This is a genomic window from Micromonospora sp. IBHARD003 (assembly GCF_056106285.1).
Genome location: NZ_JBWBBX010000001.1, coordinates 5503377 through 5528025 on the forward strand (window position 1 = coordinate 5503377; position 24649 = coordinate 5528025).

The 24649-nt window shown below is 70.8% G+C and carries 26 protein-coding genes; 13 read left to right on the plus strand and 13 right to left on the minus strand.

The window, feature by feature from the left end; translation table 11 throughout:
• Positions 1-96: 96 nt before the first annotated feature.
• On the minus strand, positions 97-897 hold the full coding sequence (gene chcB, locus ACTWOL_RS24520; RefSeq protein WP_474298932.1) for a 2-cyclohexenylcarbonyl CoA isomerase: 801 nt from the start codon (positions 895-897) through the stop codon (positions 97-99).
• Between the two features lie 342 nt (positions 898-1239).
• Between chcB and ACTWOL_RS24525 the strand changes: the two genes are divergently transcribed.
• The gene (locus ACTWOL_RS24525; protein WP_003966491.1) at positions 1240-1407 is read left to right on the plus strand and encodes a DUF3117 domain-containing protein; all 168 of its coding nucleotides are present in this window, start codon (positions 1240-1242) and stop codon (positions 1405-1407) included.
• 181 nt (positions 1408-1588) lie between these two features.
• On the opposite strand, the gene ACTWOL_RS24530 is transcribed toward ACTWOL_RS24525, so the two are convergent.
• Entirely contained in the window at positions 1589-2161 is a 573-nt protein-coding gene (locus tag ACTWOL_RS24530) for an O-methyltransferase (protein WP_474301248.1), read from the minus strand.
• Positions 2162-2508: 347 nt separating this feature from the next.
• Between ACTWOL_RS24530 and sigE the strand changes: the two genes are divergently transcribed.
• The 5 genes from sigE to ACTWOL_RS24555 all read left to right on the plus strand — a co-directional run bounded on the left by sigE (position 2509) and on the right by ACTWOL_RS24555 (position 7282).
• Entirely contained in the window at positions 2509-3159 is a 651-nt protein-coding gene (gene sigE / locus ACTWOL_RS24535; protein WP_474298935.1) for an RNA polymerase sigma factor SigE, read from the plus strand.
• The gene (locus ACTWOL_RS24540) at positions 3156-3974 is read left to right on the plus strand and encodes an anti-sigma factor family protein (RefSeq protein ID WP_474298936.1); all 819 of its coding nucleotides are present in this window, start codon (positions 3156-3158) and stop codon (positions 3972-3974) included. Before sigE ends, ACTWOL_RS24540 begins: the two co-directional genes overlap by 4 nt.
• Before the next feature lie 104 nt (positions 3975-4078).
• Complete coding sequence (locus ACTWOL_RS24545; RefSeq protein WP_474298937.1) at positions 4079-5878, plus strand: S1C family serine protease; 1800 nt, start codon at positions 4079-4081, stop codon at positions 5876-5878.
• 171 nt (positions 5879-6049) lie between these two features.
• A complete protein-coding gene (locus ACTWOL_RS24550; RefSeq protein ID WP_474298939.1) occupies positions 6050-6487 on the plus strand; it encodes a sec-independent translocase in 438 nt (145 codons plus the stop codon).
• A gap of 129 nt (positions 6488-6616) precedes the next feature.
• Positions 6617-7282 (plus strand): hypothetical protein, encoded by a 666-nt coding sequence (locus ACTWOL_RS24555; RefSeq protein ID WP_474298940.1) that lies wholly within the window; start codon positions 6617-6619, stop codon positions 7280-7282.
• Positions 7283-7464: 182 nt separating this feature from the next.
• Here ACTWOL_RS24555 and ACTWOL_RS24560 read toward each other — a convergent pair whose 3' ends face one another.
• The 3 genes from ACTWOL_RS24560 to ACTWOL_RS24570 are packed head-to-tail and all read right to left on the minus strand — an operon-like array spanning position 7465 to position 10523.
• Positions 7465-8598 carry an Mrp/NBP35 family ATP-binding protein gene (locus ACTWOL_RS24560; RefSeq protein ID WP_474298941.1) on the minus strand — a complete coding sequence of 378 codons (1134 nt, stop codon included), beginning with the start codon at positions 8596-8598 and terminating at the stop codon, positions 7465-7467.
• 43 nt (positions 8599-8641) lie between these two features.
• Positions 8642-9253 carry a DUF1003 domain-containing protein gene (locus ACTWOL_RS24565; RefSeq protein ID WP_474298943.1) on the minus strand — a complete coding sequence of 204 codons (612 nt, stop codon included), beginning with the start codon at positions 9251-9253 and terminating at the stop codon, positions 8642-8644.
• Positions 9246-10523, minus strand: coding sequence for a magnesium transporter MgtE N-terminal domain-containing protein (locus ACTWOL_RS24570; RefSeq protein WP_474298944.1), 1278 nt, complete (start codon positions 10521-10523; stop codon positions 9246-9248). The genes ACTWOL_RS24565 and ACTWOL_RS24570 overlap by 8 nt, the downstream gene beginning before the upstream one ends.
• Before the next feature lie 190 nt (positions 10524-10713).
• Here ACTWOL_RS24570 and ACTWOL_RS24575 point away from each other — a divergent pair, with 190 nt between their 5' ends.
• Positions 10714-11493, plus strand: a complete 780-nt coding sequence (locus tag ACTWOL_RS24575) for a hypothetical protein (protein WP_474298945.1) — start codon at positions 10714-10716, stop codon at positions 11491-11493.
• A 63-nt stretch (positions 11494-11556) separates the two neighbouring features.
• On the opposite strand, the gene ACTWOL_RS24580 is transcribed toward ACTWOL_RS24575, so the two are convergent.
• Both ACTWOL_RS24580 and ACTWOL_RS24585 read right to left on the minus strand, forming a co-directional pair.
• On the minus strand, positions 11557-12078 hold the full coding sequence (locus ACTWOL_RS24580; protein ID WP_474298946.1) for a hypothetical protein: 522 nt from the start codon (positions 12076-12078) through the stop codon (positions 11557-11559).
• Between the two features lie 12 nt (positions 12079-12090).
• Positions 12091-13206: a magnesium and cobalt transport protein CorA gene (locus ACTWOL_RS24585; protein ID WP_474298947.1), complete on the minus strand. Its 1116-nt coding sequence runs from the start codon at positions 13204-13206 to the stop codon at positions 12091-12093.
• Positions 13207-13691: 485 nt separating this feature from the next.
• On the opposite strand from ACTWOL_RS24585, the gene ACTWOL_RS24590 reads away from it, so the two are divergent.
• Positions 13692-14276 (plus strand): suppressor of fused domain protein, encoded by a 585-nt coding sequence (locus tag ACTWOL_RS24590; protein WP_474298948.1) that lies wholly within the window; start codon positions 13692-13694, stop codon positions 14274-14276.
• Between the two features lie 186 nt (positions 14277-14462).
• Here the strand turns inward: ACTWOL_RS24590 and ACTWOL_RS24595 are convergent, their stop codons facing one another.
• Positions 14463-15761: an MFS transporter gene (locus tag ACTWOL_RS24595; protein ID WP_474298949.1), complete on the minus strand. Its 1299-nt coding sequence runs from the start codon at positions 15759-15761 to the stop codon at positions 14463-14465.
• 172 nt (positions 15762-15933) lie between these two features.
• Here ACTWOL_RS24595 and ACTWOL_RS24600 point away from each other — a divergent pair, with 172 nt between their 5' ends.
• The 3 genes from ACTWOL_RS24600 to ACTWOL_RS24610 all read left to right on the plus strand — a co-directional run bounded on the left by ACTWOL_RS24600 (position 15934) and on the right by ACTWOL_RS24610 (position 18593).
• Positions 15934-16572 (plus strand): DUF6758 family protein, encoded by a 639-nt coding sequence (locus ACTWOL_RS24600; protein WP_474298950.1) that lies wholly within the window; start codon positions 15934-15936, stop codon positions 16570-16572.
• Positions 16573-16812: 240 nt separating this feature from the next.
• Positions 16813-17781 carry a PHP domain-containing protein gene (locus tag ACTWOL_RS24605; RefSeq protein ID WP_474298951.1) on the plus strand — a complete coding sequence of 323 codons (969 nt, stop codon included), beginning with the start codon at positions 16813-16815 and terminating at the stop codon, positions 17779-17781.
• 206 nt (positions 17782-17987) lie between these two features.
• Entirely contained in the window at positions 17988-18593 is a 606-nt protein-coding gene (locus ACTWOL_RS24610; protein WP_474298952.1) for a MarC family protein, read from the plus strand.
• 115 nt (positions 18594-18708) lie between these two features.
• Here the strand turns inward: ACTWOL_RS24610 and ACTWOL_RS24615 are convergent, their stop codons facing one another.
• Positions 18709-18861 (minus strand): hypothetical protein, encoded by a 153-nt coding sequence (locus ACTWOL_RS24615; RefSeq protein WP_474298953.1) that lies wholly within the window; start codon positions 18859-18861, stop codon positions 18709-18711.
• Between the two features lie 141 nt (positions 18862-19002).
• On the opposite strand from ACTWOL_RS24615, the gene ACTWOL_RS24620 reads away from it, so the two are divergent.
• Positions 19003-19911: an NYN domain-containing protein gene (locus ACTWOL_RS24620; protein ID WP_474298954.1), complete on the plus strand. Its 909-nt coding sequence runs from the start codon at positions 19003-19005 to the stop codon at positions 19909-19911.
• Positions 19912-19972: 61 nt separating this feature from the next.
• Here the strand turns inward: ACTWOL_RS24620 and ACTWOL_RS24625 are convergent, their stop codons facing one another.
• On the minus strand, positions 19973-20812 hold the full coding sequence (locus ACTWOL_RS24625) for an alpha/beta fold hydrolase (protein ID WP_474298955.1): 840 nt from the start codon (positions 20810-20812) through the stop codon (positions 19973-19975).
• An 84-nt stretch (positions 20813-20896) separates the two neighbouring features.
• A complete protein-coding gene (locus ACTWOL_RS24630) occupies positions 20897-22648 on the minus strand; it encodes a DEAD/DEAH box helicase (RefSeq protein WP_474301249.1) in 1752 nt (583 codons plus the stop codon).
• A 391-nt stretch (positions 22649-23039) separates the two neighbouring features.
• On the opposite strand from ACTWOL_RS24630, the gene ACTWOL_RS24635 reads away from it, so the two are divergent.
• Complete coding sequence (locus ACTWOL_RS24635; protein WP_474298956.1) at positions 23040-23789, plus strand: ferritin-like fold-containing protein; 750 nt, start codon at positions 23040-23042, stop codon at positions 23787-23789.
• Positions 23790-23816: 27 nt separating this feature from the next.
• Here the strand turns inward: ACTWOL_RS24635 and ACTWOL_RS24640 are convergent, their stop codons facing one another.
• Both ACTWOL_RS24640 and ACTWOL_RS24645 read right to left on the minus strand, forming a co-directional pair.
• The gene (locus ACTWOL_RS24640) at positions 23817-24086 is read right to left on the minus strand and encodes a hypothetical protein (protein WP_474298957.1); all 270 of its coding nucleotides are present in this window, start codon (positions 24084-24086) and stop codon (positions 23817-23819) included.
• A 261-nt stretch (positions 24087-24347) separates the two neighbouring features.
• Positions 24348-24575 (minus strand): DUF3107 domain-containing protein, encoded by a 228-nt coding sequence (locus tag ACTWOL_RS24645; protein WP_474298958.1) that lies wholly within the window; start codon positions 24573-24575, stop codon positions 24348-24350.
• Positions 24576-24649 lie beyond the last annotated feature (74 nt).

Sequence of the window (24649 nt, forward strand, 5' to 3'; positions counted from 1 at the left end):
GCTTGTCTGCCCCCGGGCCGGGCCCGAAGCGCGTCGGCCCCCGGTGATGCCCGAGGCGGCACCCCGCGCCGGCCGCCGATGACCGGCGTACGGCCCTCAGCGTCCGAGGTACTGCGGCTTCTGCTTGTTGAGGAAGGCCTCGACCGCGATCCCGTGGTCCTCGGAGGCACCGGCCCTGCTCTGCAGCTCGTCCTCCTTCTCCAGCGTCTCGGCGAGCGAGTGGGCGGCGCCGAACGCCAGTGACTCCTTGATCGCCGCGTAGGCGAGGGTCGGGCCCTCGGCCAGGGCCCGGGCGACCGCCTCGGCCTCGGCCGCGAGCCGGTCAGCCGGTACGAGCCGGTTCGCGATGCCCAGGTCGTAGGCCTCCTGTGCCGAGATCGACCGGGGGAAGAGCAGCAGATCGGCGGCGCGGCTCGCCCCGATCAGCCGGGGCAGGGTCCACGAGACGCCCGAGTCGGCGGTGAGTGCGACGCCGGCGAACGAGGTCGTGAACTTCGCCGTGTCGGCAACGACCCGGTAGTCGGCGGCCAGCGCGAAGCCGAACCCGGCTCCGGCCGCGACCCCGTTCACCCCGGCGACCACCGGCTTCGGCATCTCGGTAAGCGCCCGCACGATGGGGTTGTAGTGATCACGCACCGTGTTCATGGTGTGGCTGGTGCCCGACTCCTTGTCGGACATCAGCAGCGACACATGCTCCTTGAGATCCTGGCCCACACAGAACGCCTTGCCTGTGGCGGTCAGCAGCACCGCCCGTACGGCAGGGTCCGTTGCGGCGGCCCGCAGGCTGTCCCGGAGTGCCTCCTTGGCCTCGATGCTCATCGCGTTCATGGCTTCGGGCCGGTTGATCGTGATGGTCGCGAGTGCGTCCTTCACCTCGTACAGCACGGTGTCGGCCATGGCGGTGTCCCCTTTGCGGCTGGTTCTCGGCTCGGCGTTGCGAGGGTGTCGAGCACAGCATGGCGGAGATCGCCGGGGCGGGACATACGGACCGGTATGTGACCTGCGTCAAAGGAAAAAATGCGGCCCGTGTGAGAGCGCGGTGGCGAAGTATCGCAGGCGGATCCCCGAATTGGGTGGTTTTGCGAAAGCGCGTTGCGCAAGCGATGCAGACCGATGTTGGTCATCGGGTCCCGCCATGCGGGATAATGGCTGGGAAGCAATGTGTTCGATGCCGGTGACGTGTGCCCACCCAGGGGGCCGTCGGCTGACGATGAGCTGGTTTCAGGAAGGGGAACGAGCATGGCGGCCATGAAGCCGCGGACGGGCGACGGCCCGCTCGAGGTGACCAAGGAGGGGCGGGGCATCGTCATGCGCGTTCCGCTCGAAGGCGGGGGTCGGCTTGTCGTCGAGCTGACGCCGGACGAGGCCGACGCCCTCGGCGATGCCCTCAAGAAGGTCGTCGGCTGACGCGGAGAGCGCCCGCACCTTTCTGCACTGCCCCGGCGTGGTACGTCCGCGCCGGGGCACTGTCGTTCCCGGGATCGTCACCGGGAGTAATCGCCGGGCATGGTCTCCGGCTCCCGCTCCTGGCACCGCATTCGCCACTCACGCCTCGGACGCCTCTGATATGCCGAAGGTGCCAGGCGCCTCAGCCGCGGCGCACCGCGCACAGCAGTCCGTCGCCCACCGGCAGCAGCGACGGCAGCAGCTCCTGGCTTTCCCGCACCGTCCGCAGCAGCTCCCGCATCCGCAGCACATCGAGCGGCTGCGCTGCCGCGTCGACCGTCCGGCCGTCCGCGAAGGCGCCTTCGAAGCAGACAAGACCCCCAGGTCGCAGCAGGCGCAACGATTCAGCGAGATAGTCCAGCAGCTCCATCCGGTCGCCATCGCAGAAGACGAGGTCATAGCCCCCGTCGGCGAGCCGGGGCAGGACGTCCAGGGCGCGGCCGGGGATGAATCGTGCCCTGTTGGCGGCGAAGCCCGCGGCCCTGAAGGCCTCGCGGGCGAACTGCTGCCGCTCCGGCTCCGGGTCCACGGTCGTCAGGACGCCGTCGGGCCGCATGCCCTGGAGGAGATAGATACCGGAGACGCCGGTGCCCGTACCGATCTCGGCCACCGCCTTGGCGTCGGCCGTCGCGGCCAGCAGTCGCAGGGCGGCGCCGGTGCCTGGAGACACCGAGGGCAGCGCTGCTTCCCTGGCCCGCTCACGGGCCCAGCGCAGCGCTTCGTCCTCGGCGACAAAGGCGTCGGCGAACGCCCAGCTCGTCTGCCGGTTGGCGGTAATGGCCCTCTCCTGTTCCCGTAGTTGGCGCAACGGTGACTGTATCCGCTACGCGCGGGAACCCGCAGATGGGACCGGGCGTTATGGAGAAGCGGAAGGAATACGCGGGCGACCGCCGAGTGGTCCCAAATTCGCGTAAAGATTCTTATCCGGAGCTAACGGGCGAGGTGGCTATGGTAGGGGCTCCACTGGACACCACCAGAGCCGACAGGGGAGGTGCGGCTGCGCCTGTGGATCGGAAAGGGGTGCTGCGGCGCCTGCTCCGGTCGGCGGGTGAGCCGAAATCCGTGACCGACACCGCTGACGCCGCCCGTTCGGGCCACGCCGACTCCGTTCCCACCGCGACCTTCGCACCGGATGCGGAATCGCCGACGTGGACTCCTCCCACCTGGGAGGACATCGTCAGCACGCACAGCGGCCGGGTCTACCGTCTCGCCTACCGTCTGACCGGAAACCAGCACGACGCCGAGGACCTGACCCAGGAGGTCTTCGTCCGCGTCTTCCGCTCGCTGTCGACGTACACACCGGGGACGTTCGAGGGCTGGCTGCACCGCATCACGACCAACCTGTTCCTGGACATGGTCCGCCGCAAGCAGCGGATCCGGTTCGACGCGCTCGGCGACGACGCGGCCGAGCGCCTGCCCAGCCGTGAGCCTTCCCCGCAGCAGGTCTTCCACGACACCCACTTCGACGCCGACGTACAGCAGGCGCTGGACACGCTCGCGCCCGAATTCCGTGCGGCCGTGGTGCTGTGCGACATCGAGGGCCTCTCGTACGAGGAGATCGCGGCCACGCTCGGCGTCAAGCTCGGCACCGTGCGCAGCCGTATCCACCGCGGGCGCTCCCACCTGCGCAAGGCGCTGCAGCACCGCTCCCCGGAGGCGCGCGCGGAGCAGCGCGCCATGGCGGGCGTGGCGGGGGAGGGCGGTCCGCAGTGAGCGGTATCGATCCGACCCCGGCGGAGCAGCATCTCGGAGACAGGCTCGCCGCTCTGATCGACGGCGAGCTGAAACACGACACGCGCGACCGGGTGCTCGCGCATCTGGCGACCTGTTCCAAATGCAAGGCCGAAGCCGACGCACAGCGCCGGCTCAAGAGCGTGTTCGCGGCGACCGCGCCCCCGCCTCCTTCCGAAGGGTTCCTCGCACGGCTGCAGGGCTTGCCCGGCGGGCCGTCCGAAGGGCGGTCCGCCGATGAAGACGACCGCGGGCCCTTCGGCGGAGGGGGTCTCGCCGGAGGCGTCTTCGGCGTGACACCGGAAGGCTTCGGCTACGCACCGGGTCACGAGTCCGGCTTCCGCATCCACGATGTGGGACGTCAGGAGGCCGAGCGCTCCGTGTGGCGCGGCCGCAGGTTCGCGCTCACGGCGGCCAGTGCGGTGTCGTTCGCCGCGATCGCCCTGAGCGGGACGCTGCCCATGGCCCCCCCGGGCGACACGTCCGTCCGGGGCGACGGCCGCGGGAACAACGTGACGCCGCAGCGGAGCATGTCTCCCTCGAACGGGGCGGGCGCGGACGGGCGGCGGCGCACCGGAGCGCCGGCGGCACGGCAGTCCTCCGGTGTGGTCGCCCAGTCGTCGTCGGCGCAGGGCCAGCCGCTGTCCCATCCGTTCGCGCCGTCGAGCCTGTTCAGCGCCGCGCCATCGGCACTGATACGGCCCACGGGCTCGGCGTTCCAGTTCGCCGTCGCCCCGCGACCGACCGACACGGCCAGCCCGTACCCGACTCAGCTCACGGCTCCCCGCGGGCGCTGACATCGGGTGCGGTCCGCCGTACTGTGTGACGCCATCCGCAAACCTGGTTGAATCCAGGGGTGGGGTGCCCGGCGGGGCGCATGGACAGCAGTTGCGGGGAGAGCATGGAGCACGGGAAGCAGTCGGGGCTCAAGCCGAAGTGGTGGAGCCGGCCACGTCCGGACTCCGCGGAGCAGGGCCTCGAGGACACGGTTCCGGCCCCGGATCCCGCTCTTGCGGACCCCGCTCCTGCGAATCCCGCCGTGCCGCCCGTTGCGGACGGCATCAAGGACGACCAGGCCGAGTACACCCTCGCGGCACCGGCACCCGTGCCGGCCGGCGCGTCCTTGTCCGCGGCCGACGGCGTCTCCGAGCCGGACCCCGGCCCCGCCCCGGGTCCGGTCGCCGCCCGGGCCCAGGCACCGGGCCCCGCACAGGGCCGCCCGCAGCCCCCCGCCCCCGGTGCGGTGCTGCCCGCCCCCAGGGCGGACCAGGAGGGCGTGTCCGAGGCTCCGAGCCCTGCCGTCCCGGCCCCGTCTCCGGGTGGGCAGCCGCTCCACGAGCCCGACGAGTACCGCACGCCTCCCTACGGCGGTCCCGGGCCATGGGCCCCCGCCCCGCCGGTCCAGCGACCGGTCGGCACCCCTGCGCACGGCACGGCCGTCCCCGCTCGGCACCCGACGGGCGGGTACGCTCCGCCCACACCGGCGACCGCGCCTCCCGCGCAGCCGCTCCAGTGGAGCCAGTACGACCCCTGGGGCGCCCCCGGCACGGCGGCACTGAGCCAGACCGGCGAGCCGCCCAGGAAGAGGTCCCGCAGGGGTGTCGCGCTCGTCGGGGCCCTGCTGTTCGCCCTGCTCGCCGCAGTCCTCGGCGGCGGAGTCGGCGCGTACCTCGAGCGCAACGGCGGCATCACCACCCTTGAGCTGCCGCAGGCCGGTCCCGACGGCGGCGGGAGGGCCCCCGACAGCATCGCGGGCATCGCCGCGAGCGCCCTGCCCAGTGTCGTCACCCTGCATGTGAGCGGCAGCGGTGAGCAGGGCACCGGCACCGGCTTCGTCCTCGACGAACAGGGCCACATCCTCACCAACAACCATGTCGTCGCCCCGGCCGGCAGCTCCGGCAACATCAGCGTCACCTTCAGCGGCGGGGAGACCGCCGCCGCCAAGCTGGTCGGCAAGGACAGCGGCTACGACCTCGCCGTCGTCAAGGTCAGCGGCGTCTCCGGGCTCAAGCCGCTGCCCCTCGGCAACTCGGACAACGTCCGGGTCGGCGACCCGGTCGTCGCCATCGGCGCGCCCTTCGACCTGCAGAACACCGTCACCGCCGGGATCATCAGCGCCAAGGAGCGCCCCATCACCGCCGGTGGGGAGAAGGGCGACGGCAGCGATGTCAGCTACGTCGACGCCCTGCAGACCGACGCCCCCATAAACCCCGGCAACTCGGGCGGCCCGCTCGTCGACGCCAAGGCCCGCGTCATCGGTATCAACAGCGCCATCCGGGCCGCGGACACCGGGGCCGGCCCCGAGAGCGGCGGCGGCCAGGCCGGATCCATCGGCCTCGGCTTCGCGATCCCCATCAACCAGGGCAAGCGGGTCGCCGAGGAGCTCATCAACACCGGCAAGGCCACCCACCCGGTCATCGGTGTCAGCCTCGACATGAAATACACGGGCGACGGTGCGCGGGTCGGGGCGAAGGGCAAGGGCGACGCCCCGTCCGTCACCGCCGGCGGCCCCGCGGCCAAGGCCGGTATCCGGTCGGGGGACGTGATCACCAAGGTCGACGGGCAGCGGGTGCACAACGGTGAGGAGCTCATCGTCAAGATCCGCGCACACCGTCCGGGAGACAAGCTGGAGCTCACCGTGGTGCGCGGGGGCAAGGAGCAGACCAGGACGCTGACGCTCGGCTCGGCCAGTGGCACGTGACGGACATCCCGAAGGTACCGTTCCGACAGATTCGGCGGGTACCGTGGAGCGGGTCGCATTCCGCCGGCCGGCGGTACGTCGTGCTTCGACGGCACCCGGTCTTCCGGGTCTTCCGGCGGTCCGCGGTCCCCGGTCGGTGGGCACGGAGAACACGAACACAAGGAGCAGCGGGTGTTCAATGACATAGGCGCACTCGAGCTCGTCACGCTCGTGGTGCTCGCCGTGCTCGTCTTCGGCCCCGACAAGCTGCCGAAAGTCGTTCAGGACGCCTCGCGCTTCATCCGCAAGATCCGGGAATTCTCCGACAGCGCGAAGCACGACATCCGCAAGGAACTGGGCCCGGAATTCAAGGACTTCGAGTTCGACGACCTCAATCCCAAGGCGTTCATCCGCAAACAGCTGGCGGAGAACGACGACCTCAAGGACATCCGCGGCAGCCTCGACTTCCGCAAGGATCTGAACGACGTCTCGGACGCGGTCAACGACAGGGAGACCAGCGCATCCACCGCGGCCTCGGTCAACGGGTCGCCGGGCGCCGGGGACCGGCTCAAGAAGCGCGAAACCGTCGATCAGGGCGAGCGCCCACCCTTCGACGCAGACGCCACCTGAGCGTCCCGAGCGCCATCAATCCCGACGAGCCGGTCCGAGGGGTGGCTATCCTCCATCTGTCCGGAATCGATGACGCCCGCGGGGGGCGGGCCACTCCGGACCCTGGTGAACGAGGAGGCGGCCGGATAGATGGAGACGACGAGTCGGGTAGGGGCGGCGCAGAGCACGCCCAGCACATCCGCTGCCGAGGAGGTGCCCGCGGCCCGGCGTACGGTCGACGGCTATCTGCGCGCACCGTTCCCCTGGTACGGACTGGACGAGGCCTTCGACGGACCGCGCTGGCTGATGCAGGTCGGCACCGCCGCCGACGGCACGGTGCAGCACGGGTCCGTGGGCCATGGCGACGAGCCGACGATAAAGTCCGACGCCTCGTCCGCCGAGAAGGAACGCTTCGCGGTGGTCGTGACGGTCGCGGCCAGCCCGGTGCGCGGCACCGGCGACGGCACGGGGGTCCTGGACGCCACCACGGTGTCCTCCGCGGCGTGGCTGGCCGGTTCCGGGCTGCTGGCCTACACCTGGCCGGGACAGCTGGACCACACGCTGCGTGACGACTGGCTGAACCAGCAGACCGAGACCGCGTTCGAGCTGGCGGACGACCTCGAAGGACCGGCCTGGTCGGAGCTGTCGCTGCCCGTGGACGGGGTGCCGATGCCGTTCCACTACCGGGAGTCGGAGTTCGGCTGGGTGCTGGCCGGCACGTCGCAGAACGGTGTGCACATCGGTGCCTACGGGCGCGGGATGAGCGCGTACGGGCTGGGCTTCTCCGTGGTACGCGACCTCGCCACATACGCGTAGACCGCGCCCGCACAGCCCCCGTACGCACAGCTCGCGCCCGCACGGCCCGTCCGCGCACACGCGTGACCGCGTACGACCCGGATGCCCGGACACGCACGAGGGGCACCGTTCCAGGTGAACGGTGCCCCTCGGTGCTTCGGCGTTCGTGCGTCCGGGCGTCCGGGCGTCCGAACGTCCGAACGTCAGAACTTGTTGCGCGGGGTGATGCCCAGCGACATCCCCGACAGGCCGCGCTGGCGGCCGCCGAGCTTGCCGGCGATGGACCGCAGCGCCGCGCCCGCCGGGGAATCGGGATCGGTCAGGACCACCGGCTTGCCCTCGTCGCCGCCTTCGCGCAGCCGGACGTCGATCGGGATCTGGCCCAGCACCGGCACCGTCGCACCGGTCGTCTTCGTCAGGCCGTCGGCGACCAGCTGGCCGCCGCCCGTGCCGAAGACGTCGACCATCTCGTCGCAGTGGGGGCACGGCAGGCCCGACATGTTCTCGACGACGCCGACGATCTTCTGATGGGTCTGTACGGCGATGGAGCCCGCCCGCTCCGCGACCTCGGCCGCGGCCTGCTGCGGGGTGGTGACGACCAGGATCTCCGCGTTCGGCACCAGCTGGGCCACGGAGATCGCGATGTCGCCGGTGCCCGGGGGCAGGTCCAGCAGCAGGACGTCCAGGTCGCCCCAGTACACATCCGCCAGGAACTGCTGCAGCGCCCGGTGCAGCATGGGGCCGCGCCAGACCACCGGCGCGTTGCCCGGGGTGAACATGCCGATCGAGATGACCTTCACGCCGTTCGCCGACGGCGGCATGATCATGTTCTCGACCTGGGTCGGACGGCCGTCAGCGCCCAGCATGCGGGGCACGCTGTGGCCGTAGATGTCGGCGTCGACGACGCCGACCTTCAGCCCGTCGGCCGCCATCGCGGCTGCCAGGTTCACGGTCACGGAGGACTTGCCCACACCGCCCTTGCCGGACGCCACCGCGTAGACGCGGGTCAGCGAACCGGGCTTGGCGAACGGCACCTCGCGCTCAGCGGTGGTGCCGCGCAGCGAGGCCGCGAGCTCGCGCCGCTGCTCGTCGCTCATCACGTCCAGGGACACGTCGACCCGGGTGACGCCGTCGACACTGGAGACGGCATCGGTGACGCGCTGGGTGATCGTCTCGCGCATCGGACAACCGGAGACGGTGAGGTAGACCGTGACGGCCACCGCGCCGTCGTCCCCGATCCCGACCGATTTGACCATGCCGAGGTCCGTGATCGGCTTGTTGATCTCGGGGTCGTTCACCGTCGCCAGTGCTTCGCGCACCGCGTCTTCCGTAACCATACGGACGATGGTACGGCGCCGGATACCGGCCCGGGGACGTCTGTCAGCGGTCGCCTTCGTCACGTACCCGACGTGCCTCGGCCGGGAATACCCCGGGCCGGTCGGCCAGGTCCTTCAGCAGATCCTCGAACTCCGACCGGATCCAGTCACGGGTCGCGACCTCGCCGAGCCCCATCCGCAGCGCCGCGATCTCCCGGGTCAGATACTCGGTGTCGGCGATCGACCGCTCGTTCTGCGCGCGGTCCTGTTCCAGATTGACCCGGTCGCGGTCGTCCTGGCGGTTCTGCGCCAGCAGGATCAGCGGGGCCGCGTACGACGCCTGGAGCGACAGCATCAGCGTCAGGAAGATGAACGGGTACTCGTCGAAGCGCAGCCCGTCCGGCGCGAAGATGTTCCACAGCACCCAGACGATGATCGTGAGGGTCATCCAGACGATGAACCGCCCGGTCCCCAGAAAGCGGGCGATCTTCTCGGACAGCCGCCCGAAAGCCTCCGGGTCGTACTCGGGAAGCACCTTGCGCCGGGGCGCTCGGGGGACGTCCAACCGGGTCCGTGGCCGCTGCCCACCCGACTGCCGCTCGCGCTCCCGCTCCCTTTCGCGGTCCCGGTCCCGGTCCCTGCCGTCACCGCGCTCGGTGAAGCCGTACTCACTCATCGGCGGCCCCCGTCCCCTCGAACTCGGCCTCGCGCCAGTCTTCGGGCAGCAGATGGTCGAGGACGTCGTCCACCGTCACCGCGCCGAGCAGCGACCCGCTCTCGTCCACGACCGGCGCCGCGACCATGTTGTACGTGGCCAGATAGCTGGTGATCGCAGGCAGCCCGGTGCCCGGCGCGAGCGGCGGCAGATCGCTTTCGACGATGGAGCTGACCAGCGTGAACGGCGGGTCCCGCAGCAGTCTCTGAAAGTGCACGGTGCCCAGGTACTTGCCGGTGGGGGTCTCGTCGGGCGGCCGGCAGACGTAGACCTGCGCGGCGAGCGCGGGGGAGAGGTCCTGCTGGCGCACCCGTGCCAGGGCGTCCGCCACCGTGGCGTCGGGGCGCAGCACGATCGGCTCGGGCGTCATCAGCCCGCCGGCCGTGCGCTCCTCGTAGGACAGCAGCCGGCGTACATCGGCGGCGTCGTCCGGGCGCATCAGCATGAGCAGCCGTTCCTTGTCCTCCTCCGGCAGCTCCGAGAGCAGGTCGGCGGCGTCGTCCGGGTCCATCGCCTCCAGGACGTCCGCGGCCCGCTCCTCCTTGAGCTTCCCGATGATCTCCACCTGCTCGTCCTCGGGCAGCTCCTCCAGGACATCGGCGAGCCGGTCGTCGTCGAGGGCCGCGGCGACCTCCGCACGCCGCTTGGGCGAGAGATGGTGCAGGGCGTTGGCGACATCGGCAGGCCGCAACCGCTCGAAGGTGGCGACCAGGCTCTCGGCCCCCTGTGCGGCTTCGTCCAGCGAGAAACCGGTGACCCCGGACCACTCGACGGTCAGCGTCTCGCCCTTGCGGCGCAGCGCCCCGCCCTTCCCCTTGCGTACGAAGACCTTGTCGATCTCCCAGTCACGACGGGCGGGGAGCTGCTGGATCGCGATGTCCAGCACGGTGACTTCCTCACCGGGTTCCCCCGACTCCACCAGACGGACACGCCGGTCCAGCAGCTCGCCGAGGACGAGACGCTCGGTGGGGCGCTGCTCGAAGCGCCTCATATTGACGACGCCGGTGGTGATGACCTGGCCGGACTCGACCCCCGTCACCCGGGTCATGGGGAGGAAGATCCGGCGGCGGCCGTGCACCTCCACGACCAGGCCGAGCAGCCGGGGCGGGCGTCGCGCGATGCGGAGCATGGCCACCAGATCGCGCACACGTCCGACCTGGTCGCCGTTGGGGTCGAAGACCGGTACTCCGGCGAGGTGCGAGACGAAGATCCGGGGGGCGCCTGCCGCCATTGCTCCGCTCCTCCTCTGCCACCCTGCCGAGAAATGCCCCGTAATGTCACTTTTCGACTGGTTCAGGCTAGCCCGCGCCGGTCCATGCCGCCCCTGTGGGCGGTCCGGACGGCTCGCCTCCCTGCGGCCCCATGACCTTGGGTACTCTGCCCTCTTGCCACCCCACACCAGCACGAGAGGCAGTGCGCACGTGACCGCTCTTCCCCCCGCTGCCACGGCCCGGGCCCGCCGGGCCGCACTGTCGGTCGCACTCTGCGCGGGGCTCGCCGCCGCCCTCACGGCCTGCGGAGAGGACCCGGACGCGGGGACGAACGGAGTCGGCAAGCTGGAGGCCCCCGCCATCGAGGCGAAGGCCAAGGCCGCTGCGAACGGTGCGCAGGCGGTACGCCTGTCCGGGTCGCTGGTGTCCAAGGGGGGCACGTTCAAGCTGAACATGCGGCTCAAGAAGACCGGCGGCAGCGGTTCCGTCACCACGAAGAACTCCACCTTCGAGCTGCTGAGGGTCGGTGACGCCCTCTATATGAAAGCCGACGCGGGCTTCTGGTCCCAGGCGGGTGCCGACGGCAAGGGTGCGTCCCAGCCGCCCACCAAGGAGGACTCGACCGCGGCGGACAAGCTGGACGACATGTATGTGAAGGTCCCGCAGGACGATCCGTCGTACAAGCAGCTGCGCGGCTTCACGGAGATGGCCGTGCTGCTGGACGGACTCCTCGGGCTGCACGGGAAGCTCAGCAAGGGCGACCGCGACAAGGTGGACGGTATCCGCACCATCAAGGTCATCGGCGGGGAGGGAAGCGGGGGGACGCTCGACGTGTCCCTGGAGGGGACGCCGTACCCGCTTCGGTTCGCCCGGGCGGGCGGCGCGGGGGTGCTGACGCTCGCCGAATGGAACAAGGACTTCGGGCTGCAGCCTCCGTCGAAGCAAGAAACGGTCGACTACGGGCACGAGCTGCCGCGCACCAACAAGTAGGTGCTGTCCGGCTACGGCCACTTCGGGACGCGCGTCACACCGCAGCGCACCGCGCCGCGTCGATCAGCCCGTACGCTTACGGCCGCGCCGCAGCAGCAGACGCGGCAGCGCCGCCGGGATCGGCCGGCGGGTCGTCGCGGACGTCGGCAGCGGGGCCGCGGCCAGTGACTCCTCGGGGTGCTCCGTCGTCGCCCCGCGCGGCTCCAGCCGCAGCAGCCGGCATTCCCGAGCCCACCGCTCCGTCATCTGCTCGCCGTCCGGCGCGTTCAGCCGCTTGCCCTTCAGCTCCGCGACCGCGGCCTCCCACGCCTCGGACCCCGGTGCCAGCTCGCTCACCGCAGCGGTCCACGCCACGAGACGGCCGCCCTTGTCCTTGCTGCGCACGGTCACCTCGGCGGTGGAGCCGGCCGTGAGACCCGGCAGCGGCTGCTCGCCGGGCCCGTCGCCGACGACGTGTGCCGCGCCCTCGTGCCACACGTGCCACAGCGCACGGGCGGGCCCGTCGCCCCGGACCCAGATGAGACCGGACTTCTTGGTGGCCTCCTCGACCAGAGCCTGGTCGAGGAGCGAGGTGGCGTCAGTCATGCCCGCAGCCTATTAGAGCCAGCCGTTGCGCTTGAGCGTGCGATGAATGGTGAGACAGGCCCCCACGATGCCGACGAGCACCATCGGGTAGCCGTACCGCCAGTGCAGCTCCGGCATGTGGTCGAAGTTCATGCCGTAGATACCGCACACCGCCGTCGGAACGGCGATGATCGCGGCCCAGGACGTGATCTTGCGCATGTCCTCGTTCTGCGTGACCGTCGCCTGCGCCAGATTTGCCTGCAGGATCGAGTTCAGCAGCTCGTCGAAGCCGATGACCTGCTCCTGGACGCGGGCGAGGTGGTCGGCGACGTCGCGGAAGTACTTCTGGATGTCCGGGTCGACCAGCCGCATGGGCCGCTCGCTCAGCAACTGCATGGGACGCAGCAGCGGTGTCACCGCCCGCTTGAACTCCAGCACCTCGCGCTTGAGCTGGTAGATGCGTCCGGTGTCGGTGCCCCGGGTGCTGCCCTTCGCGGGGGCCGAGAAGACGTCGATCTCGATCTCGTCGATGTCCACCTGCACGGCGTCCGCCACCGCGATGTACCCGTCCACGACATGGTCGGCGATGGCGTGCAGCACCGCCGAAGGGCCCTTGGCCAGCAGCTCCGGGTCGTCCTGCAGCCGGTGCCGGAGATTGCGCAACGAGCCCTGCCCGCCGTGCCGCACGGTGATGACGAAGTCGGGCCCGGTGAAGCACATCACCTCGCCGGTCTCGACGACCTCGCTGGTCGCCGTCAGCTCGGTGTGCTCCACGTAGTGGATGGTCTTGAAGACGGTGAAGAGGGTGTCGTCGTACCGCTCCAGCTTCGGGCGCTGGTGGGCGTGGACGGCGTCCTCCACGGCCAGCGGGTGGAGTCCGAACTCCGCGGCGATACCGGCGAACTCCTCCTCCGTCGGTTCGTGCAGCCCGATCCAGGCGAAGCCGCCGCCCTCGCGTACCCGCAGCATCGCCTGGTGCGGCGTGAGGCACGAACCGTCCACCAGACGCTTGCCGTCGCGGTAGACGGCGCAGTCCACCACGGCGCTGGAGGCGGAGGGGTCACGGGTGGTGTCGTACGAGCTGTACGGGCTGCTGGTCTTGCGCAGCGCGGGGCGGACCGCTTCACGCAGGTCACGGATCATCGACATGGCAGGCTCCTTCACGGAAGGCCGCCGGTGCGAGGCGTGGCGCAGCCCGGAATGAGGACGTTGTGTGGATACGTCCGCAAAGCGGGCGGCACCGCAGGACGCGGTGACGGCGTTCGCTACAGACAGTCAGGCAAGGGCGATGTGCTCTTCCGACGTGCGCGGTGCCATGGAACAGAGCGACGCGACTGGTCTCCGGGCCGGACGGTCCAGTCCACTCCGGGGGAGGAGAAGGCCGGTCAGGCGACGAGGAAGTGAGCGGAAGAGCGGTTGGTACTGCACGATCGACTTCGATCCACCGCAGCCCCACCTCCTCCGGCCGGTCCCCCGTGGGGGATGACGTGTCGTCGGGACCGAGCGCCAATCTCCGGATACCTCGGAGAGGCGCCTTCACGCATATGTTGTCCCGAGCAGGCGGCCAAGACTATCAGCCGACTGAGGGTCAATCCCTTCCTTTGCCCGTTCCTGAGGCGATCTATGCTCGCGGGATGGGAGAAATTCTTGCTCGGGTCGAGGCCCGTCTGCTCACCGCGCTCGGCGAACCCGAGGCGCGCGCCGCGGTGACCTTCCTCGGCACGGACCGGATCGAAGTGCTCCGTTTCACCGACGGGGACATCGTCCGGTACGCGACGCTGGGCATGTCGGCCCAGCCCATGAACGACCCCGAGGACCTGCTCGCCGACCCGGTGAAGGGGCCGCGCGCGGAGTTGCTGCTGTCGGTGCGCGCCGGGCTCGCCGACACCGACAAGGTGCTGCGTCCGCTCGCCGTGCTGGCCTCGTCGCCGCAGGTGGAAGGCGTGATCGTGGCGCCGGGCAATTCGCTGGACGTCGGTGGGCCGCTCTGGCCGCAGGCGCCGTTCTCCGCCGTGCTGGTCGCCGAGTCCGGCGGGCTGGTCGAGGACCTGGAGCTGGACGACCCCATGGACCCGGTGCGCTTTCTGCCGCTGCTGCCGATGACGCCGAACGAGGCCGCCTGGAAGCGGGTGCACGGCGCGGCGGCTCTCCAGGAGCGCTGGTTGCGGCACGGCACGGATCTGCGGGACCCGCTGCGCCGGTCCGTCTCGCTGACGTGACGTCAGGCCGGAGCGTCCGGGAAGTGACCTTTCTCATGTACGGGGTTGGGTGGCCGGGCGTGCCGCCGGCAGCCGCGCTGCGGTGTTGCGCCGACTGCGCGGCGCCGGTGCCGGGTGCGCTGCGCGAGGGCGGGTCGGCCCGTCCCCGCGGCGTGCGCGTCGCCGTCGAATCGGCCTGATGACGGATCAGTCCGCGAAGACCGCGGCCGCGTCCTGAGCCTTGGGCGCCGGCTCGGCTTCACCCTCCCGGTGGCCGAGGGACGCGCGCCGCGCCCCGACGATGCCCGCTCCCACCACGGCCGCCGCCCCGGCGACCGCGAACGGCATCCGGTCGCCGCCCCATTCGGCGATCTCGGACGCCAGGTACGGGGCCGCGGCGGCCGCGAACCAGCGGACGAAGTTGTAGCCCGCGCTCGCCACCGGGCGGGGTGCCTCCGAGACCCCGATCGCCAACTCGGTGAAGAGCGTGTTGTTCACGCCGATGAACGCGCCGGACAGGACCGTGCAGACGACGGCCGTGGCGTGGTCCCCGTACCCGAGCACCACCACGTCCACGGCGAGCAGCAGCAGCGAGCCGCCCAGCACACCGGTCGTGCCGTAGTGCCTCTGGAGGACCGGCGCGACGAGCACCGAGGAGAACGCGAGCAGTACGCCCCAGGCGAAGAACACCGCCCCGGATGTGTGCGGCGTCATGTCCAGCACGAAGGGGGTGAAGGCCAGCACCGTGAAGAAGGCGTAGTTGTAGAAGAACGCCGACGCGGCAGCGGTCGCGAGGCCGCCGTGGCCGAGGGCCTTCAGCGGGTCGAGGAGTGAGATCCGGCGGACGGGCTTCGGCTGCTCGTCGAGGAAGGCCGTGATGCACAGGAAGCCGATCGCCATCAGGGCGGCGGTGCCGAAGAAGGGGTAGCGCCAGCTCGCGTCGCCCAGCACCGCTCCGAGCAGGGGCCCGCAGGCCATGCCGAGTCCGAGCGCCGACTCGTAGAGCAGGATCGCGGTCGCGGTCCCCCGCGGTCCGCCGCCGTGGGCCCCGTCGCCGCCCGGCCCTCCGCCGGGTCGCGCCGCCGCACCGATGATCACGGCGAGCGAGGTCGAGACGAAGAGCGCGTTGCCGAGTCCCCAGCCGGCGCGGAAGCCGACGAGTTCGCCCACCGAGTCCGAGGCACCGGACAGTGCCGCGAAGACCACGACGAGCGCGAGGCCCGCCAGCAGCGTCCGGCGCCCGCCGATCCTGCTGGAGACGAATCCGGTGACCAGCATGGCGAGGGCGGTGATCAGGAAGTACGAGGTGAACAGCAGCGAGACCTGACGCGGTGTGGCGTCGAGGCCCTTGGCGATGGACGGCAGGATCGGGTCGACGAGGCCGATGCCCATGAAGGCCACGACGGACGCCCCTGCCGTGGCCCAGACGGCCTTCGGCTGGCGCAGAATTCCTCCCGGTCCCGCCGCTTCGGCTTTGCCTGCGTCGATCGGCTCCTCTGTGCGCATGAGCGCCCCTCCTGCCTGCCGAAAAGATCGTTGTGACATGCACATAATAAGTTAGACTGTCTAATGAGTGCAATGTGCATCTAATTTTGCCTGGTGAACCAGGGTGAAACCGCCGTACCGGACGGGTGATCGTCCTTGACGCGACGCCGAGCGGGTAGGACCGTTGAGCGCTATGAGGGGCGAACCCAGTTGCCCGAAGTGCGGTGGCCGGGTCAGGGCGCCCGGTCTCTTCGCCGATACGTGGCAGTGCGACGTGCACGGTTCCGTGCATCCGCTGCAACCGGTGATCCCGCCCAGTGTCGAAGCCCTCAGCGTCGTGGTGGCCCGTGCCCGGGTGCCGGTGTGGATGCCGTGGCCGCTCCCGGTCGGCTGGCTCTTCACGGGTGTCGCCTACGCGGGTGACGACCGCAGTGGCGGCCGTGCGACGGCCGTCGCCTGCTCCGGGCCCGGACCGCTGGGCGGCGTGGGGGAGTTGCTGCTGGTCGCCGAAGAGCTCGGGGTCGGTCTCGGTGCCCGGTTCGCGGGGATCGACGGGCCGGACCCCGGCCCGTACATGACCGTCGACAAACCGGCTCAGGCCAAGGTCCTGGCGGCAGGTCGGCCGACCCCGCTCTGGCACGTCAACGATGTGCCGGATGATCGTGCGGTCTTCGCGGGCGAGGCGCGGGGCCTGTGGCTGTGGGCGGTCGTCTGGCCCGAGTCGACGGGGCTGCTGATGTACGACGAGCTGATACTGACGGATCTGCGGGACGCGGGCTCGGAGGTGGACCTGCTGCCGTGCGGGGCGTTGTCGCCGCGGCTTCTGCTGTGAGCGGCGGGCGGCTCCGCCGGCCGCCGGGGCCTGCCGTGGGCCGGCGCGGGTGTGCCGGCCGTCGTGACCGGGAGGGAGTGGCCGTCTGCCAGGGCGCATGAGTGCCACGGCGTACGGCAGCGCCGGTAACGGCTGCTCCGGCACCGGAACGTCGCGGCCCACGGGGCGGCGCGTCGCTCACCCCTGCAGTGACGGCAGTCACCGGTGCGGTGGTCCAGGGGTGTTCGACGCCCCGTTACGATGGAATGTCCCCTGCCGTTCCGAACCCTGGAGTCATGCGTCGTGCGTATCGATCTGCACACCCATTCCACGGCTTCGGACGGCACGGACACCCCGGCCGAGCTGGTCCGGGGCGCTGTCGCCGCCGGACTCGACGTCGTCGCGCTGACCGACCACGACACCGTCGGCGGTCATGCCGAGGCGGTCGCCGCCCTCGCCGGGCTCCCGGCGCCCCTCACCCTCGTCACCGGTGCCGAACTCTCCTGCCGTATCGACGGCGTGAGCCTGCACATGCTGGCGTACCTCTTCGACCCCGAGGAGCCCGAGCTCGCACGCGAGCGCGAACTCGTCCGGGACGACCGGGTGCCGCGCGCCCAGGCCATGATCGCCAAGCTGCGGCAGCTGGGCGTGCCGGTCACCTGGGAGCAGGTGGCGCGTATCGCCGGAGTCCCGGACACCGCGGACGAGACTGCCGGTCAGCCGCCGGCCGGAGCCGGCACGGTCGCCGTCGGCCGGCCGCACATCGCCTCCGCGCTGGTCGAGCTCGGCGTCGTCCCGGACGTCTCGGCCGCCTTCACGCCCGACTGGCTCGCCAACGACGGACGCGCCTACGTCGAGAAGCACGAACTCGACCCCTTCGAGGCCATCCGCCTGGTGAAGGCCGCCGGCGGCGTCACGGTCTTCGCGCACCCCCTCGCCGTCACCCGTGGTGAGGTCGTGCCCGAGGGCACGATCGCCCGGCTTGCCGAGGCAGGCCTCGACGGCGTCGAGGTCGACCACATGGACCATGACGAGGCGTCGCGCGCACGGCTGCGCGCACTCGCGGCCGACCTCGGACTGCTGACCACCGGTTCCAGCGACTACCACGGCAGTCGCAAGACCTGCCGGCTCGGCGAGTTCACGACCGACCCGGAAATCTACGGGGAGATCACACGCCGAGCGACCGGTGCCTTCCCCGTCCCGGGTGCCGGGGGAACGCCCCGCAGCTGATCCGGCACCCGCGCGGAACCCGCCGGAGGGGCTTTTCGCCCCCTCGTTCGCCTGCGTCACGCGGGCCCCAGCGCACCTCGCGGTGCGCCGTCCGCGGCCGGGGCTCAGGCGTCATGGCCGGGCGGTTCAGCGCATCGGGTCCGTCCGCGTACATATCCCGCACACCCCTACACCCGACACCCACCACACCCCTGCAAGGCATCACTGTGTTCGACGTCGCCGTCTTCGGTTCCCTCTTCCTCACCCTCTTCGTGATCATGGATCCCCCCGGGATCACACCGATCTTCCTCGCCCTCACCTCCGGCCGTCCCGCCAGGGTGCAGCGCCGGATGGCCTGGCAGGCCGTGGCGGTGGCCTTCGCCGTCATCACCGTCTTCGGCATCCTCGGCCAGCAGATCCTGGCGTACCTCCATGTCTCCGTCCCCGCCCTGATGATCGCGGGAGGTCTGCTTCTGCTGCTCATCGCGCTCGACCTGCTGACCGGCAAGACCGACGAGCCCAAGCAGACCAAGGACGTCAATGTCGCCCTCGTACCGCTCGGTATGCCGCTTCTCGCCGGGCCGGGTGCGATCGTCTCGGTGATCCTCGCGGTGCAGCACGCCGACGGGGCCGCGGAGCAGGCCTCGGTGTGGGCGGCGATCGTGGCGATGCACTGCGTGCTGTGGCTGACGCTGCGTTACTCGCTGCTCATCATCAGGGTCATCAAGGACGGCGGCGTCGTCCTGGTGACCAGGCTCGCGGGCATGATGCTGTCGGCTATCGCCGTGCAGCAGATCATCAACGGCGTCACCCAGGTGATCCAGGGCTCATGACGAGGCAGGGGCGCCCGCGTCGCCCCGGCAGACAGCACATCGCCCCCGTGCGGAGGTTCCGCGCGGGGGCGATCTGCGCTCGGCTCATGGTCGACCGAGCCGATGGCGCCGTCGGTTACGAGGCAGTGCTTTCAGCCGGGCGGATGTAGATACGCTGGCCGATCGCGGCGGCCTGCAGAACCATCCGGTTGACGGAGGCGGCGTCCACAACGGTGCTGTCCACGGCCGTGCCGTCGACGTCGTCGAGTCGCATGATCTCGAAGCGCATAAAGGGCTTCTCCCTTCTGTCCGTCTCTGTTCCACTCGTTCCCAACACGATCGGGACCTTGAACATTCCCTACGCTAAAGAAAATTTTCGGGTGGCTAACTAGTGGCGGGTATCGTGCGGCCTGCAGACAATGAGGTCCATATGAAAGACATGAACGACGACGATGAGCTCGTCCGCATCAGCGCCCGCCTGGAGCGCACCAACGAGCTGCTCCAGCGCATGCTCGCCGAGGTCGCGAAGACCCCGTCCACGCATGCCATCTTCGTCGACGCCGGTTACGTCTATGCTGCGGCCGGGTTGCTTGTGGCCGGTATCGAGGACCGGCGCTCCTTCGACCTCGACGCCGAAGGGCTGATCGAGGCCTTCATCGACAAAGCCCGCACGATCTTCGCGGACAGCCGGCTGCTGCGGGTCTACTGGTACGACGGCGCCAGACGCCGTATCCACACCGCCGAGCAGCAGGCCATCGCCGAACTCCCGGACGTCAAGGTCAGGCTCGGCAACCTCAACGCCAACAACCAGCAGAAGGGTGTCGACTCCCTCATCCGCTCCGACCTGGAGTCACTCGCCCGGCACCGGGCGATCAGCGACGCGGCGCTGGTCGGCGGAGACGAGGACCTGGTCTCCGCCGTGGAAGCGGCGCAGGGCTACGGGGCACGCGTCCACCTCTGGGGCATCGAGGCGGCGGACGGCCGCAACCAGGCGGAGCCACTGCTCTGGGAGGTCGACAGCCAGCGCACCTTCGACCTCGACTTCTGCCGTCCGTACGTCACCCGGCGGTCGGTCACCACCTACGAGGACGACACCCCGACCCCCTCGCGTGACGAAGTGCGCTTCGTCGGCGCCCAGATAGCGGCCACCTGGCTGGCCGAGCGCGGCCGGGCGACCATGGCGGAGCTGCTGCCGGGGCACCCCTATCTGCCCGGACCGGTTGACCAGGACCTGCTCATGGAGGCGGAGAAACTGCTCCAGCACTCACTGCGCGGCTACGCCCATCTGCGGCGTGCCCTGCGCGACGGCTTCTGGCACCACCTGCAGAGCCAGTATTAGTGCCGCGTCGGTCACGGTTTGCCTGTCAGGCCTCGTCGCCGGGATCCCCCGGCGGCTTCACCTACTGACGCCAGAATCCGGCGAGCGCCGCCGCGGTTTCCACCGGGCAGTCGGTGTTGGGCGAGTGCTCGGCGCCCTCGATCACCGTACGCCGCGCGTCCAGCCGTGCCGCCATCTCGTCGAGCAGGGACACGGGCCAGGTGTCGTCGCGTTCGCCGGAGACCACATGCTTGGGCAGGCGTACGGCGATCAGTTCGTCGACACGGTCGGGCTCGACCGTCAGCTGGCGGCCGGTGGCGAGGAGCTGGGACGGGTTGTGGAGCAGCCAGCGGCGTCGCAGGTCCTCCCGGTCCCCGTTGCGCTCCGCCTCCTCCGGCGGATCCAGCGCCCGCATCGCCTCCCAGACCTCGGTCATGCTCATGGTCGCCAGCGCATCGCTCAGCATCCCGACCTTGCTCCGCTGCTCGGGGGTGATCCGGGCCGGACCCGACGAGATCAGCGTCAGCGTGAGGAACGGCTCCGCGTCGGTCAGCACCGCCGCGCGGGCGATCTGTCCGCCGAGCGAGTGGCCGACCAGATGGACCGGGCCGCCGACCGCGGCCGCCTGCGCGAGCACGTCTCGCGCCAACTCGCCCTGGGCGTAGGCCTCTTGTGTCTCGGGTCCCTTGCTCTCGTACTGGCCCCGGCCGTCAACGGCGACGGCGCGGTATCCGGCGTCGGCCAGCGGCTCCAGCATCGCGATGAAGTCCTCCTTGCTCCCGGTGTAGCCGGGAAGCAGGAGCGCGGTGCCCTGCGGTGGCCCGCTCGGCTCGGCGTCCAGCACGGCGAACGCGCCGCGTGAGGTCTCGAGCATCCGGGACCGGGCGCAGGCGGGGGGCACGAAGGTGGGTGGCCGACTCATGCAACGAGGCTACCCACGACACGCCGAGGGCCCGCACCCCACCCGGGGTACGGGCCCTCAGTCTCACACTCGTCCGGACCAGGCTCAGGCCTCCGTCTGGGCCGCGGCCTTCGTCCGTGTGCGCCGGCGACGCGGCTTCGCGCTCTCCTCGGCCGCGGTCTGCTCCGCGGCCTCGTCGGCGACGGCTGCGGCAGCGGGCTTGGCGGCAGCCGAGCGGGTGCGGCGGCGGCGCGGCTTGGCCGGCTCTTCGGCGGTGGCCGGCTCGCTCACGGTCTCCGCGACGGGGGCCGCGTCAACGGCCACCGGGGCGGACGCGCCCGCACGGGTGCGCCTGCGGCGCCGCGGGGTGGCCGAAGCCTCCGCGTCGTCCGCGGGCGTGCCGGACGCGACCGGATCGACGGTCTCGGCCGGAGCCGTGCCCGCCGCCTCGTCCACCGGCGCTCCGCTGCGCGTACGGCGCCGGCTGCGCGGCGTGCGCGTACGGGCCGGACCCGGCTCGGTCTTCGCGGTCTTCCCGCGCGCGGAGCGGCCACCGCGGCCCCCGGGCTCGCCGAGGTCCTCGAGCTCCTCCGCGTCGAGACCGGCGCGAGTGCGCTCTGCACGGGGCAGAACACCCTTGGTGCCCTCGGGGATGCCCAGCTCCTCGAAGAGGTGCGGCGACGTCGAGTAGGTCTCGACCGGGTCGTTGAAGGCCAGGTCCAGCGCCTTGTTGATCAGCTGCCAGCGCGGGATGTCGTCCCAGTCCACCAGCGTCACGGCCGTGCCGGACGCCCCCGCACGGCCGGTGCGGCCGATGCGGTGGAGGTAGGTCTTCTCGTCCTCCGGCGACTGGTAGTTGATCACATGGGTGACGCCCTCCACGTCGATGCCGCGGGCGGCGACGTCGGTGCAGACGAGGACGTCGACCTTGCCGTTGCGGAACGCGCGCAGGGCCTGCTCACGCGCTCCCTGGCCGAGGTCGCCGTGGACGGCGCCGGAGGCGAAGCCGCGCCGCGCGAGCTGGTCCGCGATGTCCGCGGCCGTCCGCTTCGTACGGCAGAAGACCATCGCGAGTCCGCGGCCATCGGCCTGGAGCATGCGCGCGACCAGCTCCGGCTTGTCCATCGAGTGGGCGCGGTAGACGCGCTGTGTGATGTTCGCGACCGTCGCGCCTTCGTCGTCCGGCGCTGTCGCACGGATGTGCGTCGGCTGCGACATATAGCGGCGGGCGAGCCCGATGACCGCGCCCGGCATGGTCGCCGAGAACAGCATGGTCTGCCGCTTGGCCGGCAGCAGCTGGATGATCTTCTCGACGTCGGGCAGGAAGCCGAGGTCGAGCATCTCGTCGGCCTCGTCGAGCACGAGCGCCTTGACCCGCGACAGGTCCAGCTTGCGCTGGCCCGCCAGGTCGAGCAGCCGCCCGGGGGTGCCGACGACGACGTCGACGCCCTTCTTCAGGGCCTCGACCTGCGGCTCGTACGCCCGGCCGCCGTAGATCGCCAGCACGCGCACGTTACGCACCTTGCCGGCGGTCAGCAGGTCATTGGTGACCTGCGTGCACAGCTCGCGGGTGGGGACGACCACCAGGGCCTGCGGTGCGTCCGTCAGCTGCTCGGGCTTCGCCCGGCCGGCCTCGACGTCCACGGGGACGGTGACACGATCCAGCAGCGGAAGGCCGAAGCCGAGGGTCTTGCCGGTGCCGGTCTTGGCCTGGCCGATGACGTCCGTGCCGGAGAGCGCGACGGGGAGGGTCATCTCCTGGATGGGGAAGGGGGACGTGATGCCGACGGCCTCGAGGGCCTCGGCGGTCTCGGGAAGGATCCCGAGCTCTCGGAAAGTCCTGGTCTGCGTAGTCAGGGTGTTGCCTCTTCTGTGAGACGCGACGCGAGGCGAACGCTGGGGGGTCCTCACCGCACCTTCTGGTACTGGTGGCCGGCCGTGGATTGGCCGGAAGGCGCGGGACCACTGCCGTCGCTCGAGCGCTCGTGCCGCTGAGGGTCCCTCGTGTACGAATGCGCACCGAGGGCTGTCGGGTCGGAGCCGATCGGGCCACCGACCGGGCATCCTCATTCATAGGGCCTGTCTGTGTATGCGACGTCTGTGTATGCGACGCGGCACCCTCGACAGGCTCTCATAGCACTGTACCCCGGAATCGCGCATGTGTGTTGGCCGAATTCCTGGGAGCCATGTTGCGGCTGGTGCTGACCAGGCCCTTCACCCGGCCGGACGGCGGGCTATTGTGCGCTGCATGGAGACGTCAGACAACGCCACCGCGCCGGTGCCCGGCACGGACGAGGAACTCACCGGGATCGCCGCCCAGGACTGGGCCGCAGCCTCCGCCGACCCCCAGTACCGCGCCGCGGTCGTGGATCTGCTGGGTGCGCTCGCGTACGGCGAGCTGGCGGCCTTCGAGAGGCTCGCCGAGGACGCGAAGCTGGCGCCGACGCTGGCCGACAAGGCGGAGCTGGCGAAGATGGCCGCCGCGGAGTTCCACCACTTCGAGCGGCTGAGGGACCGGCTGGCCGCGATCGACACGGAGCCGACGGCGGCCATGGAGCCGTTCGCGACCGCGCTGGACGACTTCCACCGGCAGACCGCTCCTTCGGACTGGCTGGAGGGCCTCGTCAAGGCCTACGTCGGCGACTCGATCGCCAGCGACTTCTACCGTGAGGTCGCCGTACGTCTGGATTCGGACAGCCGCAAGCTGGTGCTGTCGGTGCTCGACGACACCGGGCACGGCAACTTCGCCGTCGAGAAGGTGCGCGCCGCGATCGAGGCCGACCCGCGGGTCGGCGGCCGGCTCGCGCTCTGGGCGCGACGGCTCATGGGCGAGGCGCTGTCGCAGGCGCAGCGGGTCGTGGCGGAGCGGGACGCGCTGTCGACGATGCTGGTGGGCGGGGTCGCGGACGGCTTCGACCTGGCTGCGGTGGGCGAGATGTTCACCCGCATCACCAAGGCCCACACCAAGCGGATGGCGGCGCTGGGCCTGGCCGCGTAGAAACGCCTCGTACCGCCCGGGGGCCGCTCAGGCCGCGGCTGATCGCCGCAGCCGGCGTGCCGCCGGGCGGACCAGCAGCGACAGCGTCACACCCGCGACCAGCAGCGCCCCGAGCAGGGTGGCGAACAGCTGGCCGGATCCGATCGCCGTGTGCGTCAGATACGCCCCGAAGAGCGCCCCGAGCCCGCCCGTCGCGAAGACCGCGCGCGGTGCCGGAAGCCGCTCGGGGAGCCATCGGACGGCTGCCCAGGAGAGCGCGAGACCGAGCAGTACGGAGACCAGAGCTTCCAGGATCACCACGGATCACCTCACGTGCGCCGGCCGGGCATTTCGGGTCGTAGCCCGTCCTACCCGAACCCATCACGGAGCAACCCTCACCGCAACTCCGGCAACCACGGTGATCAGCGCCGTCCGCACCCGCACGATCCGCACGCGTACGGTCGCGCAGCGCGGGCGGCGGGAAGCCGCTCCCGGGCATGCGAAAGGCCCGGCGGTCGTCCGAGCTGTTGGTACCAACAGCGTCGTCGTCCACCGGGCCCTCGACGCAAAGAGGCGGAACTACACCGCCCCGAAGCCGACGCGGCGCGTCGCCGACTCGCCGATCTCCACGTAGGCGAGCCGGTCGGCAGGCACGAGCACCTTGCGGCCCTTGTCGTCCATCAAGCTGAGCAGCTGCGACTTCCCGGCCAGCGCGTCGGCCACGGCCTGCTCGACCTCCTGGGCGGTCTGACCGCTCTCCAGAACGATCTCCCGGGGCGCGTGCTGCACGCCGATCTTGACCTCCACGGCTTTGTCCCTCCGAACGGTCGGCAATGCGCGGTCAGCCGCGCCGTACGCTGCACACATTAGCCCGGTGAGGG

What these genes read in the sequence shown, in the direction of transcription:
- chcB (WP_474298932.1), bottom strand. Translation starts at nt 897, where the DNA reads ATGGCCGACACCGTGCTGTACGAGGTGAAGGACGCACTCGCGACCATC.
- ACTWOL_RS24525 (WP_003966491.1), top strand. Translation starts at nt 1,240, where the DNA reads ATGGCGGCCATGAAGCCGCGGACGGGCGACGGCCCGCTCGAGGTGACC.
- ACTWOL_RS24545 (WP_474298937.1), top strand. Translation starts at nt 4,079, where the DNA reads ATGGAGCACGGGAAGCAGTCGGGGCTCAAGCCGAAGTGGTGGAGCCGG.
- ACTWOL_RS24555 (WP_474298940.1), top strand. Translation starts at nt 6,617, where the DNA reads ATGGAGACGACGAGTCGGGTAGGGGCGGCGCAGAGCACGCCCAGCACA.
- ACTWOL_RS24560 (WP_474298941.1), bottom strand. Translation starts at nt 8,598, where the DNA reads ATGGTTACGGAAGACGCGGTGCGCGAAGCACTGGCGACGGTGAACGAC.
- ACTWOL_RS24565 (WP_474298943.1), bottom strand. Translation starts at nt 9,253, where the DNA reads ATGAGTGAGTACGGCTTCACCGAGCGCGGTGACGGCAGGGACCGGGAC.
- ACTWOL_RS24570 (WP_474298944.1), bottom strand. Translation starts at nt 10,523, where the DNA reads ATGGCGGCAGGCGCCCCCCGGATCTTCGTCTCGCACCTCGCCGGAGTA.
- ACTWOL_RS24580 (WP_474298946.1), bottom strand. Translation starts at nt 12,078, where the DNA reads ATGACTGACGCCACCTCGCTCCTCGACCAGGCTCTGGTCGAGGAGGCC.
- ACTWOL_RS24585 (WP_474298947.1), bottom strand. Translation starts at nt 13,206, where the DNA reads ATGTCGATGATCCGTGACCTGCGTGAAGCGGTCCGCCCCGCGCTGCGC.
- ACTWOL_RS24590 (WP_474298948.1), top strand. Translation starts at nt 13,692, where the DNA reads ATGGGAGAAATTCTTGCTCGGGTCGAGGCCCGTCTGCTCACCGCGCTC.
- ACTWOL_RS24595 (WP_474298949.1), bottom strand. Translation starts at nt 15,761, where the DNA reads ATGCGCACAGAGGAGCCGATCGACGCAGGCAAAGCCGAAGCGGCGGGA.
- ACTWOL_RS24600 (WP_474298950.1), top strand. Translation starts at nt 15,934, where the DNA reads ATGAGGGGCGAACCCAGTTGCCCGAAGTGCGGTGGCCGGGTCAGGGCG.
- ACTWOL_RS24605 (WP_474298951.1), top strand. Translation starts at nt 16,813, where the DNA reads ATGGAATGTCCCCTGCCGTTCCGAACCCTGGAGTCATGCGTCGTGCGT.
- ACTWOL_RS24615 (WP_474298953.1), bottom strand. Translation starts at nt 18,861, where the DNA reads ATGCGCTTCGAGATCATGCGACTCGACGACGTCGACGGCACGGCCGTG.
- ACTWOL_RS24620 (WP_474298954.1), top strand. Translation starts at nt 19,003, where the DNA reads ATGAAAGACATGAACGACGACGATGAGCTCGTCCGCATCAGCGCCCGC.
- ACTWOL_RS24625 (WP_474298955.1), bottom strand. Translation starts at nt 20,812, where the DNA reads ATGAGTCGGCCACCCACCTTCGTGCCCCCCGCCTGCGCCCGGTCCCGG.
- ACTWOL_RS24635 (WP_474298956.1), top strand. Translation starts at nt 23,040, where the DNA reads ATGGAGACGTCAGACAACGCCACCGCGCCGGTGCCCGGCACGGACGAG.